The 13,292-nt window shown below is 60.7% G+C and carries 10 protein-coding genes; 8 read left to right on the top strand and 2 right to left on the bottom strand.

What is annotated here, in order from left to right:
- The first annotated feature begins 179 nt into the window (after nt 1-179).
- Complete coding sequence (clpB, locus tag MOV80_RS17185) at nt 180-2,759, top strand: ATP-dependent chaperone ClpB (RefSeq protein WP_019104183.1); 2,580 nt, start codon at nt 180-182, stop codon at nt 2,757-2,759.
- A gap of 57 nt (nt 2,760-2,816) precedes the next feature.
- Here clpB and MOV80_RS17180 read toward each other — a convergent pair whose 3' ends face one another.
- A complete protein-coding gene (locus MOV80_RS17180; protein ID WP_191185606.1) occupies nt 2,817-3,383 on the bottom strand; it encodes a DNA-3-methyladenine glycosylase I in 567 nt (188 codons plus the stop codon).
- Nucleotides 3,383-3,817 (bottom strand): flagellar assembly protein FliW, encoded by a 435-nt coding sequence (gene fliW / locus MOV80_RS17175; protein WP_019104181.1) that lies wholly within the window; start codon nt 3,815-3,817, stop codon nt 3,383-3,385. Before fliW ends, MOV80_RS17180 begins: the two co-directional genes overlap by 1 nt.
- Nucleotides 3,818-4,023: 206 nt before the next feature.
- Between fliW and MOV80_RS17170 the strand changes: the two genes are divergently transcribed.
- The 7 genes from MOV80_RS17170 (at nt 4,024) to yegQ (ending at nt 13,110) form a co-directional block, all read left to right on the top strand.
- Nucleotides 4,024-5,238 carry an EAL domain-containing protein gene (locus MOV80_RS17170; RefSeq protein ID WP_019104180.1) on the top strand — a complete coding sequence of 405 codons (1,215 nt, stop codon included), beginning with the start codon at nt 4,024-4,026 and terminating at the stop codon, nt 5,236-5,238.
- Complete coding sequence (locus MOV80_RS17165) at nt 5,235-5,966, top strand: response regulator (protein WP_081574981.1); 732 nt, start codon at nt 5,235-5,237, stop codon at nt 5,964-5,966. The genes MOV80_RS17170 and MOV80_RS17165 overlap by 4 nt, the downstream gene beginning before the upstream one ends.
- A gap of 10 nt (nt 5,967-5,976) precedes the next feature.
- Nucleotides 5,977-9,831 (top strand): ATP-binding protein, encoded by a 3,855-nt coding sequence (locus MOV80_RS17160; RefSeq protein WP_118267912.1) that lies wholly within the window; start codon nt 5,977-5,979, stop codon nt 9,829-9,831.
- 234 nt (nt 9,832-10,065) lie between these two features.
- The gene (locus MOV80_RS17155) at nt 10,066-10,899 is read left to right on the top strand and encodes a ferritin-like domain-containing protein (protein WP_039754871.1); all 834 of its coding nucleotides are present in this window, start codon (nt 10,066-10,068) and stop codon (nt 10,897-10,899) included.
- 32 nt (nt 10,900-10,931) lie between these two features.
- Nucleotides 10,932-11,147: a hypothetical protein gene (locus MOV80_RS17150; RefSeq protein ID WP_019101450.1), complete on the top strand. Its 216-nt coding sequence runs from the start codon at nt 10,932-10,934 to the stop codon at nt 11,145-11,147.
- A 166-nt stretch (nt 11,148-11,313) separates the two neighbouring features.
- Nucleotides 11,314-11,733 carry a hypothetical protein gene (locus MOV80_RS17145; RefSeq protein ID WP_019101451.1) on the top strand — a complete coding sequence of 140 codons (420 nt, stop codon included), beginning with the start codon at nt 11,314-11,316 and terminating at the stop codon, nt 11,731-11,733.
- A gap of 33 nt (nt 11,734-11,766) precedes the next feature.
- The gene (gene yegQ / locus MOV80_RS17140) at nt 11,767-13,110 is read left to right on the top strand and encodes a tRNA 5-hydroxyuridine modification protein YegQ (RefSeq protein WP_019101452.1); all 1,344 of its coding nucleotides are present in this window, start codon (nt 11,767-11,769) and stop codon (nt 13,108-13,110) included.
- Nucleotides 13,111-13,292: the final 182 nt, after the last annotated feature.

Below are 13,292 nucleotides of genomic sequence, written 5' to 3'. Positions count from 1 at the left end.
CTTTGTCAGGGCCTGGTCCAATGCCACTCTTGATTTAATGCATAGATTAAGTTTTTCGGCAATGCCATGTGGAAGTGGCATCAAGTGTGAAATTGAGTTCAAGATCGACAATAGAGAGGCTTGAAAAGCAACTGGCCATGCCCAAATAGTGCATATCAATGTTCCGAAGGAGCCACTCCATGCGATTCGACAAGCTGACCACCAAGTTCCAGCAGGCGCTGGGGGATGCCCAGAGCCTGGCCCTGTCTCAAGACCATGCTTATATCGAGCCGCAGCATTTGCTGCTGGCCATGCTTGACGACGCCGACGGCGGCATTGCCGGCCTGCTGGCGCGCGCCGGGGTCAATGTGCCCGGCCTGAAGGGCGCGCTAAACCAATCTTTACAGCGTTTGCCGCGGGTGCAGGGCAACGGCGGCGAGATCACCGTGTCGCGCGATTTGGCCAATCTGTTGAACCTGAGCGATAAGGCCGCGATGAAGCTGGGCGACGAGTTCATCGCCAGCGAGCTGTTCCTGTCCGCGTTGAGCCAGGACAAGGGCGAGGCCGCTCGGCTGTTGAAAGAGCATGGCGGCCAGCCAGCGGCGATTCAGGCTGCGATTGATGCGGTGCGCGGCGGCGAAAACGTCTCCAGCCAGGATGCGGAGAGCCAGCGCGAAGCCTTGAAAAAGTACACTCAGGATCTGACCGAACGCGCGCGTCAGGGCAAGCTGGACCCGGTGATCGGCCGTGACGACGAAATCCGCCGCGCGATCCAGGTTTTGCAGCGGCGCACCAAGAACAACCCGGTGTTGATCGGGGAACCCGGCGTCGGCAAGACCGCCATCGTCGAAGGTCTGGCTCAGCGCATCGTTAACGGCGAAGTGCCGGAAAGCCTGAAAAACAAGCGCCTGCTGGTGCTGGATCTGGCCGCGCTGATCGCCGGCGCCAAGTTCCGTGGCGAGTTTGAGGAGCGGCTGAAAGCGGTATTGAATGATCTGTCCAAGGACGATGGCCAGACCCTGATCTTCATCGACGAGATCCACACTCTGGTGGGCGCGGGCAAGGCCGACGGCGCGATGGACGCGGGCAATATGCTGAAGCCGGCGCTGGCGCGCGGCGAACTGCACTGCATCGGTGCCACCACGCTGGACGAGTATCGTCGTTACATTGAAAAGGATGCGGCGCTGGAGCGCCGCTTCCAGAAAGTGCTGGTCGGCGAGCCGTCGGTGGAGGATACCATCGCCATTCTCCGCGGCTTGCAGGAAAAATATGAGATCCATCACGGCGTGGACATCACCGACCCGGCCATTGTCGCCGCTGCGGAGCTGTCGCAGCGCTATATCACCGATCGTTTCCTGCCTGACAAGGCCATCGACCTGATCGACGAGGCCGCCAGCCGCATCAAGATGGAACTGGATTCAAAGCCGGAGGAAATGGACCGGCTGGACCGCCGGCTGATTCAATTGAAGATCGAGCGGGAGGCGGTGAACAAGGAAAGCGACGAAGCCTCGCAAAAGCGGCTGAAGTTGATTGAGGACGAGATCGCCGAGTTGTCGCGCGCTTATGCGGATCTGGACGAAATCTGGAAGGCGGAAAAGGCCGCGCAGCAGGGTTCGCAGAGCATCAAGGAGGAAATCGAGCGACTGAAGGTGGAGATGGAGGATCTGAAGCGCAAGGGCGATTGGCAGAGGCTGGCGGAGCTGCAGTACGGCAAGCTGCCGCAGCTGGAAGCGCGGCTGAAGGACGCGGAGGCCGCCGGCGTCGGCGAGCAGGCCAAGCCCAATCGCTTGCTGCGCACCCAGGTGGGGGCGGAGGAGATCGCGGAAGTGGTCAGCCGCGCCACCGGCATTCCCGTGTCCAAGATGCTGGAAGGCGAGCGTGACAAGCTGCTGCGCATGGAGGACGTGCTGCATCAGCGCGTGGTGGGACAGGACGAAGCGGTCAGCGCGGTGGCCGACGCCATCCGCCGCTCCCGTTCCGGTCTGGCCGACCCCAACAAGCCTTACGGCTCCTTCCTGTTCCTGGGGCCGACCGGCGTGGGCAAGACCGAGCTGTGCAAGGCATTGGCCGGGTTCATGTTCGACAGCGAAGACCACCTGATCCGCATCGACATGTCCGAGTACATGGAGAAGCATTCGGTGGCGCGGCTGATCGGCGCGCCGCCGGGTTATGTCGGCTACGAGGAGGGCGGCTATCTGACCGAGCAGGTGCGCCGCAAGCCGTATAGCGTGATCCTGCTGGACGAGGTGGAGAAAGCGCACCCTGACGTGTTCAACATTCTGCTGCAAGTGCTGGACGACGGCCGCTTGACCGACGGCCAGGGCCGTACCGTGGATTTCAAGAACACGGTGGTGGTGATGACGTCCAATATCGGCAGCCAGCAGATACAGGCAATGGACACCGATGATTATCAGGTAATCAAGCTGGCGGTGATGGCGGAGGTGAAAACCCAGTTCCGGCCCGAGTTCATCAACCGCATCGACGAGGTGGTGGTGTTCCACGGCCTGGGTGAGCAGCACATCAAGTCCATTGCCCGCATCCAGCTTAAGAGCCTGGAAGGCCGTCTGGCCAAGCTGGATCTGGATTTGCAGATCAGCGAGGAGGCGTTGACGCTGTTGTCCGAAGCCGGCTTCGATCCGGTCTACGGCGCGCGGCCTTTGAAGCGGGCGATCCAGTCCGAGTTGGAGAATCCGCTGGCCAAAGCGATTCTGGCCGGCGAGTACCCGCCGAAATCCACCATTATGGTGGAGGCGCGGGACGGCCATCTGAGTTTTGCCTGAACTTGGGTCCGCTCGTAAAAAAGCCCGGGAATCCGGGCTTTTTTTTGCGCGGCGGGTTCAGCCTCGGTCGGGGCGGAGAAAGCAGGCGGACATATGGTCGTTGACCACGCCGCAGGCTTGCAGATAGGCGTAGATCACCGTGCTGCCGACGAAATTCATGCCGGCCTTCTTCAAGGCCTTGCTGACTCTGTCGGACAGCTCGGTGCTGGCGGGCACCCGCTCATCGTCGCGGCGGCGCAAGATCGGCCGGCCGTCCACATGCGCCCACAGCCAGTCGGCGAAACTGCCGTGTTGTTGCTGCATCTGCAGGAACACTTTGGCGTTGCGGATGGCGCTCTGGATCTTCAGCCGGTTGCGCACGATGCTGGCGTCCTGCATCAGCCGCTCGACGTCGCCGTCGTCCATCGCCGCCACCTTGGCCGGGTCGAAGCCGTGGAAGGCGCGGCGGTAGCCATCGCGCTTGCGCAGGATGGTGATCCAGGACAGGCCGGCCTGCGCGCCTTCCAGGATCAGCATCTCGAACAGCTTGCGGTCGTCGCGTTCCGGCCGTCCCCATTCCTCGTCGTGGTAGGCGACGTAGAGCGGGTCATCGCCGCACCAGGCACAGCGGGTCTGAGCCGGCATCAGCGGTTATGCAGCAGGATGTCGCACTGCAGCCCCACTTTTTGCAGGCCGGTGCGGCTTTGCAGATTGATCACCAGCGGATTGCGGATATTCGCCTTCATCGTGGACAAGGCAGGATGCTGTTCGTCGGCCTGATTGCTCAGCATGAGCAGGATGGCCACATCCTGCGGCTGTTGCAACTTCAGTTCGGACACCTCGGTGTCCTCCAGTTCGATCTCGTAGCGGATGTCCAGCGCTTCCGGCGTGGTGATGCTGAAGATGACGCCGGGGTCGTCCAGCGATTGCAGCCAGAACACTTGAGGTTGCGCCTGAGTGGCGTTGTGAAACAGCTTGAAGCGGGTGCAGTTTTCCAGCGCGGGGATGCCGCGCGGGAAAGTGATGACGGTGCTCTCGTCGATATCGACTTGGCCGAGCTGGCTGGACTGGAACAGCATGGCGTGCCTCCTGGCGTGACAATGTTCTCATTATGCATGGCGGCGGCGGCAATTGCACAAGCGGAACTTCGCGCGGGAGAAGATTGCAAGCTGTGGTTGTGGCCGCGGGTTTAACGACCTATATCAATATTACTCGAATGTCGTATTTAAATTGGGTTGCGGCCGGCCGGCAGAGTGCCCGCGCGCGATGCCAAGGGGGAGATCCCATGGGCTTGCCAGCAAAGCGGTTTCTGATTCTTGAAGACCAGCTGGTGTTGCGGAAATTGATTTCTCGTCAGGCCAGCTTCTTTAGCCGTTACGAAGTGGCCATCGATGAGTTCAGCGATCCGGCTGAGGCGCTGCGCAGCATCGGCGAGAACAGCTACGATCTGATTGTCACTGATATCGGCATGCCGGGCATGAACGGCATCGACTTCATCAAACACGTGGCTTTGCTCGGTTACCAGGCGGCGTTGCTGATCATCTCCGGCTATGACGGCAAGACTCTGAACACTATCAGCGAGATGGCTTGCAGCCTGGGCATAGGCAGCACCCGTTTTCTGTCCAAGCCGTATTCGGCGGAATCCTTTCTCACCGCGCTCAACAGCATTTTCAACGATCTGGAGCGCGCCTACCAGGTGCAGCAACTGGAAGTAGAGAGCTTTTTCGCCGACGTGTGTTCCGGCGAGTTCAAGCTTGAGCTTGAGCCGATCTTGAGCTTGCCCGGCCACCGGCTTGCAGGCTTTGACGTGACGGCGCTGATCCGGCCGCAAGGGCGGGTGGAGTGGAGCGGGGGGCTGTTCAATGTGCTGGCGCGCCGCAAGGGAATTTCCGCGCTGGTGTTGGAGGAGTTGGTGGCCCGCATCGCCAACCTGCTGGCCGGCTTGCGTCAACAAGGATTGGGTGAAGAGTGCGGTTTCAATGCGCGCATCGACAAAGCCTGCCTGGAGAGTGAAAACCTGTTTGATCACTGTCATTCTCTGTTGCAGCAGCGAGGCGTGCCGCCGCGGTTGTTGGGCTTCGAGTTGGCCGAGGGCCTAGGACAGCAATCGCCGGCTCAGTCTTTCGAGAATGTCGCCAAGATCAAGTATCTGGGGTTCCGGCTGATTGCCGATCACTTTGGCACCGGCTCGCTGACCCAGAGCAATATGCTCAAGCTGCCATTCGACCATGTGAACATCCCCATCGAATCCCTGCGATGGATAAGAACCATGCTGGGAGCGGATCCGCAGGCGCTGCGTTTTTTGCGTATTTACGGTTTGCCGCCGGGAGCAATTACCGTAAGCGGTGTCGATGAGGAAGAGGACGTCGCGCTGGCTCAGGAGATGGGATGTCCTCGCGTGCAGGGCGCTTGTATGGCCTTGCCGGTACGTGAAAACGAGTTAAGCGACTATTTGCGGCGGAGCCAAGAAACCGCGGCGGCGGAAGGAGGCGCGGGATGAGCGTTGCGACAGTGGATTTTTCGCGGATGCGGATATTGGTCGTGGACGATCAAACCCTGGTGCGTTCCTTGATCAGCCAAGCTTTGCAGACCATGGGCATGCGTTCGGACGCCATTTTTCAAACCGCGGACGGCACCGCGTCGATGCGGTTGTTGGACATCCGCATGGTGGACCTGGTGCTGTGCGATGTGCAGATGGCGCCGATGAACGGCATGGACCTGCTCAAGGAATTGCGCTGCGGGCATACCATGAATCCTTCCAACCTGCCGTTCGTGTTTTTGTCCGGCCATGCGGATCGCAGCAATGTGGTGCTGGCCAGTCAGCTCCACGCCGACGGCTTTGTGGTCAAGCCGCCGAAACCGGCCGATGTCGAGAAGGCGATTGTGGCGGCGATGCAGCGCAAGCGGCCGGAAATCGATCCGTTCAGCTACTACGGCGTTGCCACCGGCACCGAATATGATCGCAAGGTCTTTGGCCGGCTGTTCGACGCTCCCGCTCTGCCAGAGGCACCGTCGGGCACTGCGGTGAGCTTGCTGACGGTCAAGGCCGGAGCGGTGCTGGCTCAGGACCTGTTCAGTAAAAACGGCCATTTGTTGCTGCCGCGCGGTGCGGCCATCTCCGCCAACCAGATCACGGTATTGCGTGATTTCAGCGATCGCTACGGCGTATTGAGGCTTTTCGTCGAGGAGATTTCCGAGGCCGAAGCCGAATCGTCTCGCGAACATTGAGTGGCCGTCAATGAAGTTTGCCAGGTCGCGCCAGGACCATATCAAATCCATCCGCCGAGCGGTCATCCTGATCGTGCTGTTGCTCGGCGTGTTGCAGGCAATGGCCATTCTGCGGTTGTTGAACGAGTCCTGGGACTCTTATCGCACGGCCCGGCACCTGGCCGAGCTCAATCGCGATATTTCGGCCTTGTATCAGGCGGTTAGCTCGGAAAACCTGGAAAGCAGCAAGCTGCGCCTGCTGTTGACAGCGAAATCTCCGCCGACGCTGCAACAACGCGAGGAGCTAAGCGGGCTCGCCCGCAATACTGACGCCAAGTTCGACGTGGCGTTGGCCTCCATTCCCGTGATGACCGGGATGGACGCTTCCAGCCAGACACGGTTGAGCAATCTGGCCCACGATTTCAAAGTGCTGCGTGAGGAATCTTCCGCGACATTGAGTCGGCCGGACTTTCAGAATGAGTCTTTGAGCAATTTGCTGTACTTGGCCACGGCGCGGATGCGCAACGAGGCCGGCGGCATTCTGGCCGCGGACATGGCGCAACTGGCTAGCCAGGGCGACCCCACCCTCAACAGCCTGATGATGATCAAGCAGAGCTTGTGGCAGTTGGGCGGCCAATTGCGCGGCAACGTGGTGGCGCTCATCATGCGGGAGCAGTTGGGGCATAGAATGAACCGCGACATCGAGGACGACCTGGCCTTCCGGCTAAGCTCCGCGATGTTGATGGTGGAGCAGCTGCGCCCAGTGATCCTGGGGGTGCACGACGATGCGTTGAAAGCCGAGTTCACCAATTTGGCTACCCTGACGCTGAAGCTGCAATTGGTGGTTAAGCTGCAGCTCGAGCAGATCGACGGCGCCCAGCCCTTCGATCAGGCCACGGATTTTCACGCCAGTTTGGCGGAGCTGGACGGGGAGCTGCAGCGCATCTTCGACATGGTGGAACGGATGACGGCCGATCGCATTGACGAGAGCCGGCGAGTCAATTTGTTCCGCATGGTGCGCGATGGACTGTTCGGCGTGTTGGCGTTGGGCCTGATGCTGGTGTTGCTGTACTACATGGTGCGCCGCGTGCTGCGGCCGCTGTCCGCCTTGAAGCATATGCTGGATGCTTCCGGCGATGCGGTGCTGATTGTCAATCGCAACGGGCGGATCGAGATCGCCAACGCCGGGGCCGGCAAAATGTTCGTTTATCCTCAGGCGGCGCTGCACGGCATGTCGGTCTACAGCTTGCTGGAGGTGCCGGGCGGCGCGGCGCACCTGACCCAGGCTTTGAATGATCAAGAAACGGTGGCGTTGTCCGGGGAGGGCTTGTCCGCTAACGGCGAGCGTTTCTATGTGGCGATTTCCCTTAGCCAGTTCAGCAATAGCCGGGACCATGGCTGGCGCATGCTCACGGTACGCAACGAACAACAAAGACGGCAGGCGGAAACCTCGCTGGAGCGCAGCGTCGAGTTGTTGTCCGCGATTTCTGTGGTGGAGGGCATGTTGTTGGCGCGAGAGCCGCGCGACAAGGTGTTTGAAGAACTGCATCGCGTGTTCTGCCACCATACTGGCGCTCGCGAATGTCTGCTGGTGGCTTGGTCACCGCTGGATGAGGGCGGGCAGTCCTTGTGCTTGCAGGCTGGCCAATGGCCGCCGGAGTTGCCGCCGTTGTCGGAAGTGGCGTATGCGGCCGCTCCGCTCAGTCAATTGTTCCAATTGCTCAGCGAGCGCTCCACTTGGATTTCCCTGCCGGTGATGCTGGGAGGCGATGTCGCCGCCGCGGTATGCATGCAACAGCCGGACGTGTACCGGTTGGGTGTAGGCATGCAGCCTCTGATCGGCGCTTACGCCAATATCCTGGGTTTTTACGACGAGGAGGCGCGGCGCAAGGTGTCGGAAGCGCAGTTGCGCACCGTACTTCAGGAAGAGGAGGCGGTGTTTGCTTCGTCCCCCGTGGGTTTGTTGCGCCTGAACGAGCAATTGCAGATTTCCCGCTCCAATCAGACGGCGGAAATGATTTTCGATGTTGGAGTCTATGGCCTGGTTGGCATGCACTTGATGGAGTTGATGGCTTCGGATCAAGCCTGGATTGAGCTGACTGAGCATTTGCAGCAAATGCGGCAAGGCACGCGTGTTCACTGTGAACTGGAGTGCTTTACCGGCGCCGGCCTCCCGATTTGGGTCTTGTTCGAAGGCCAGATGGTGGCGACGGAAACGGTAGAGGGTGTGATGATCTTGGCATGCCTGGACATTACCGAACGCAAGATGGCCGAGTTCGAGCTTCGCATGGCGCGTGACCAGGCCAATGCCGCCAACCGCGCCAAGAGCGCCTTCCTGGCCACCATGAGTCATGAGATTCGTACCCCGATGAATGGGGTGTTGGGCATGTTGGAGCTGTTGAACATGACCCGGCTGGACGGCGAGCAGCGGGACGCGGTGGCCACGATACACGACTCCGCGCATACGCTATTGCGTTTGATCGACGATATTTTGGATTTTTCCAAGATCGAGGCCGACAAACTGGAGATCGTTACCGCGCCCACGGCGATGCGGCCGTTTTTGGAGAGTATCCGCAGCCTGTACCAGGAAAACGCCTACAAGAAAGGCTTGGATTTTCAGCTGGAAGTGGATGAACAACTGGCGCCGACGCTGGTGCTGGACCCCTTGCGCGTACGGCAGATTCTTCAAAACTTCATCAGCAACGCGATCAAATTCACCACTCAGGGCGGGGTGATCATTCGCGTCAAGGTGCTCAGCACCATGGCCAATTATCAATCGCTCAGTTTTGAGGTGGAAGATAGTGGCATTGGTATGACCGAGGACAGTTTATCCAGGTTGTTCCAGCCTTTCACCCAGGCGGATTCCGACACCACCCGGCGTTTTGGCGGCACCGGTCTGGGGCTTGCCATCTGCCGGCGGCTGGCCGGTTTGATGGGCGGCCATGTGGAGCTGGAAAGCGAATTAGGCAAGGGCAGTTGCGCGCGTCTGTTGCTGGAGGCGGAGTGGTCGGAACAGGTGGTGGCGCCGGTCAGCCTGCCCCAGGTTCACGTGCCAGCGGAGACGCCGCGCGAGGAGGAGATCGAAACCGCGGCGCCTTCGCCGGAGCAGCGCGTGCTGCCCATTCTGTTTGCCGAGGACAACCCGACCAATCGCAAACTCACGCTCAAGCAACTGGAAAAACTGGGCTATTCGGCGGAATGGGCCGAGGACGGCGAGCAGGCTTTCGCCAAATGGCAAACCGGCCGCTACTCGATGATTCTGACCGATTGCCACATGCCTGGCATCGATGGTTATCAACTGGCGCGGCTGGTGCGCGCGCAAGAGCAAGAGGAAGCGGCTCGGGGCCATATTCCCATCGTCGCCTGCACCGCCAACGCCGCCAAGGAGGAGTTGGACAAGACCCGTGACGCGGGCATGGATGATTTCCTGACCAAGCCGCTGTCGATCGCGGAGCTGTCCGCCGCCTTGCAAAAATGGACGACGACGGAGGGCGCTCCGGAAGCCGGGCCTCCGCCGCCTGCCGCGGCGGGGCCGGAGGACGGGCCGGTGGACCGCTCCGTTCTGCAGGTGTACAGCAACGGCGACCTGCAAGTTGAACTGGAAATCCTGCGAGACTTCCAGCAGGGCAACGCCGAGGACGTGGGCGAACTGCGCAGCGCCATCGCCGAAGGCTCAAGCGACCGCGTCAGTTTCGCCGCCCACCGGGTCAAGGGCGCTAGCCGCATGGTGGGCGTCAATGCTTTGGGCGCCGCCGCCGAAGCGGTGGAAAAGGCGGGCAAGGCCCAGTCGTTGGAGCAGGTGATGGTTCTAATGCCGGCCTTCGACGCGGCGCTGGCCGAGTTTGACGCCTGGATGGCCCGGCAGAATGAAACCAATTTGGCATGAGGGTCTGTCGTTTATTGCGCTTCATCAGATATGGCGCGATGAGTAGCGTGTCGAAATGCTCATCAACCACTCGTACATTCCGCTTTTTCACTCGCTTTCGCCTTGTCTCGCTTTAGCTCGCGAGATCGAGAACAGCTGCTTTACCCGCTCCGCTCTGTCAGTCGTTCTTCGCCTTTGCTCGCTAGACTTTGAACAAATACAGAGGCGCGCCAAGGTCGGCTAGAATGTCCAGCCATGAGCGAGCCGACATCACTTTACCCACAGTTGGAAGCGGCGCTGCTGTGCCGCGACGTTGAGCGCAAGATGGCGCTGGCGGTTGAGGCCTTGCACGGCTGGCGCGTCGACGCGCTGCCGCGCAGCGCGGATGCGCCGCCGCCATACCCGTTGCCCGAGGCTGGGCGTCCTCCGCTGCCGGAGCTGGTGCATCCGTCCAAGGTGCCCAAGCGCAGCCTGTCCACGCGCCAGGGGCATGCTGCCTTGCTCCACGCCATCGCCCACATCGAATTCAACGCTGTCAACTTGGCGCTGGATGCCGCTTGGCGGTTCCGCGCGATGCCGGATGCTTTCGTCAGCGATTGGCTGCAGGTTGCAGCGGAAGAGGCGCGCCACTTTTCCCTGTTGCTGCGGCGTCTGCGGGAACTGGGGCACGACTACGGGGATTTCCCGGCCCACAACGGTTTGTGGGCGATGAGCTGCAAGACCGATTACGATCCGCTGGCGCGCATGGCTCTGGTGCCCAGAGTGTTGGAAGCCCGCGGTCTGGACGTGACGCCGGGCATACAGCGTCGGCTGGCCGGCATCGGCGATCACGCGAGCGTAGCGGTGCTGGACATCATCTTGCGCGAGGAAGTGGGGCATGTGCGCATCGGCAACGCTTGGTTTGGCCGGCTGTGCCGACAGCGCGGCCTAGAGCCGGAGACGTGTTTTCAGGAACTGCTGCGACGCCACGATGTCCAGCTTTACCGCGGGGCTTATAATCTGGCAGCCCGCGAGCGGGCGGGGTTTTCAGTCAGGGAGCTGGAAGCGCTGCGCGCCTTGTGCGAAGACGACACCGCTTCAGCCGGCTAAACTGCCGGCGGCCTTACCTGGAACGACGAAATATGCTATTGAATTTGTTTAAGAAGATGCAAAAGCAGCGGCGCTTCGCCATGACGGTGCTGCTGCTCAGCACCTTGATCTTTGCGCTCAGCTCGGCGCTGTGGCGCGGCTTTGACGGCGGTCCCGGCCCGTTGCTGGCCATTTTGTGTCCGCTGGCGATGTTGCTGGCCCTTATCTGCCAGTTCAGCGCTTTGCTGGCATTGGCGAAAAGACCTTAAACCAAAAAAGGATTTTTAAAACAGCGGCTTAAAGTGTTGATTGCGGACAACGAGCGGACTTGACTGGCACCGGCAGGCCGCGCATAATCGCCCCCGTATCGATAAGGGTCAGGGCTCCACATTGGGTGGAGCCTTTGCTTTTTGGAATTTTCGGAGAAACCGAGTCATGGACCATCAGGCATTCCTGCGCCAATTGGAAACCAACGCGCTGCCTGCATCCGACTTCAACCATCGCGCGCATCTGTACGCCGCCTGGGCCTATCGTCGCCAATATCCGGCGCCGGAGGCCGCCGCCCGCTGCGCGCGCGCGCTGTCCCGTTTCGCCATGGTGAACGGCGCGGCGATGAAGTACCACCACACCCTGACCATGGCCATCCTGGTGATTCTGTACAGCCGGATGGCCAGCCAGCCGCAGTTGCTGGAAGATTGGGAAGCGTTCGCCAGCCACTGCCCGGACATGCTGGCCGACCCCCGCGCGGTGATCCTGCAACACTATTCTTCAGAGCGCCTGGACGACGAGTCGGCGCGCAAAGGCTTTGTCGAGCCGGACCGCGAGCCGTTGCCGATGTCCTGTCTGCTGCACTGAGCCCTCGCTCAACGAACCTCACCAGAATAAACAATGAAAGCACCGGAACTTCTGCTGCCGGCCGGCACGCTGGACAAGATGCGCGCCGCCTACGACTTCGGCGCCGACGCCGTCTACGCCGGCCAGCCGCGCTACAGCCTGCGCGCCCGCAACAACGATTTCAAGCTGGAAGAGCTGAAGCAGGGCATAGACGAAGCCCACGCACGCGGCAAACTGTTCTTCGTCGCCAGCAACATCCTGCCGCACAACAGCAAGATCAAGACCTATATGGCCGATATGGAGCCGGTGATCGCGATGAAGCCGGACGCGCTGATCATGGCCGATCCAGGCCTGATCATGATGGTGCGCGAGAAGTGGCCGGAAGTGCCCATCCATTTGTCGGTGCAGGCCAATACCGTCAACTACATGGGCGTCAAGTTCTGGCAGAAGCTGGGCGTGTCGCGCATCATCTTGTCGCGCGAGCTGAGCCTGGACGAAATCGCCGAGATCCGCCAGCAATGCCCGGACATCGAACTGGAAGTGTTTGTGCACGGCGCGCTGTGCATCGCCTATTCCGGCCGCTGTCTGCTGTCTGGCTATTTCAACCATCGCGACCCGAACCAGGGCACCTGTACCAACGCCTGTCGCTGGGACTACAAGGTGCATGATACCCAGGGCGATGATGCCGGCGATGTGCAGACCATCAAGTTCGACTTCAACAAGGCCCTGGAAGAGGCCAACCAGAGCTTCGCCTCCTGCGGCGGCGCCGAGCGTCATCCGTTGGCGGACAAGACCTATCTGATCGAAGAAGGCAGCCGCCCCGGCGAATTGATGCCTATCATCGAAGACGAGCACGGCACCTACATCATGAACTCCAAGGACCTGCGCGCTGTGGAGCAGGTGGAGAAGCTGGCCAAGATCGGCGTGGATTCGCTGAAGATCGAGGGCCGCACCAAGAGTTTGTACTACGTGGCGCGCGCTGCTCAGGTATACCGCAAGGCCATCGACGACGCCGTGGCCGGCCGCCCGTTCGACCTCGGCTTGCTGGCTGAGCTGGATGGCCTCGCCAACCGCGGCTACACCCCGGGCTTCCTAGAGCGCCACCAGACGCAGGAGTATCAGAATTACATCACCGGCCATTCCAAGGCCAAGCAGAGCCAATACGTTGGCGACGTGCTGTCCGTGGATGCCGAAGGCTGGGCGCTGATCGAGGTGAAAAACCGCTTCGCGGTGGGCGACCGCATCGAAGTGATTCATCCCAGCGGCAACCAGATCATCGAACTGGCGCAGATGACCCGCAACGATCAGCCGGTGAGCGTGGCGGCCGGCAACGGCATGCAGGTCAAGATCCCGGGCATGCAGGGCAAGGAAAAGGCTTTGCTGGCGCGTTTGTTCTGAACCGCGCCGACGCGGAGTTGCGCCTGACGGGCGGCCATTGCGGCCGCCCGTTTTTTATGGCGGAGCGCCGGCCTCATCAGGCTCTTATGTTGAACATAGTTAACGACGTGAGCACAGTCTGTGGCGGGCGTGTTTATTTTTTTGCGCGGCAGCATCGATAAAAGTTGCATGGTTCTAAAAAC

The organism is Chromobacterium sp. IRSSSOUMB001 (assembly GCF_023507765.1).
Taxonomy (GTDB): domain Bacteria; phylum Pseudomonadota; class Gammaproteobacteria; order Burkholderiales; family Chromobacteriaceae; genus Chromobacterium; species Chromobacterium haemolyticum.
The sequence above is the reverse complement of the archived record's forward strand: the minus strand, read 5'-3'. Positions and strand labels throughout refer to the sequence as shown.

What these genes read in the sequence shown, in the direction of transcription:
- clpB (WP_019104183.1), top strand. Translation starts at nt 180, where the DNA reads ATGCGATTCGACAAGCTGACCACCAAGTTCCAGCAGGCGCTGGGGGAT.
- MOV80_RS17180 (WP_191185606.1), bottom strand. Translation starts at nt 3,383, where the DNA reads ATGCCGGCTCAGACCCGCTGTGCCTGGTGCGGCGATGACCCGCTCTAC.
- fliW (WP_019104181.1), bottom strand. Translation starts at nt 3,817, where the DNA reads ATGCTGTTCCAGTCCAGCCAGCTCGGCCAAGTCGATATCGACGAGAGC.
- MOV80_RS17170 (WP_019104180.1), top strand. Translation starts at nt 4,024, where the DNA reads ATGGGCTTGCCAGCAAAGCGGTTTCTGATTCTTGAAGACCAGCTGGTG.
- MOV80_RS17165 (WP_081574981.1), top strand. Translation starts at nt 5,235, where the DNA reads ATGAGCGTTGCGACAGTGGATTTTTCGCGGATGCGGATATTGGTCGTG.
- MOV80_RS17160 (WP_118267912.1), top strand. Translation starts at nt 5,977, where the DNA reads ATGAAGTTTGCCAGGTCGCGCCAGGACCATATCAAATCCATCCGCCGA.
- MOV80_RS17155 (WP_039754871.1), top strand. Translation starts at nt 10,066, where the DNA reads ATGAGCGAGCCGACATCACTTTACCCACAGTTGGAAGCGGCGCTGCTG.
- MOV80_RS17150 (WP_019101450.1), top strand. Translation starts at nt 10,932, where the DNA reads ATGCTATTGAATTTGTTTAAGAAGATGCAAAAGCAGCGGCGCTTCGCC.
- MOV80_RS17145 (WP_019101451.1), top strand. Translation starts at nt 11,314, where the DNA reads ATGGACCATCAGGCATTCCTGCGCCAATTGGAAACCAACGCGCTGCCT.
- yegQ (WP_019101452.1), top strand. Translation starts at nt 11,767, where the DNA reads ATGAAAGCACCGGAACTTCTGCTGCCGGCCGGCACGCTGGACAAGATG.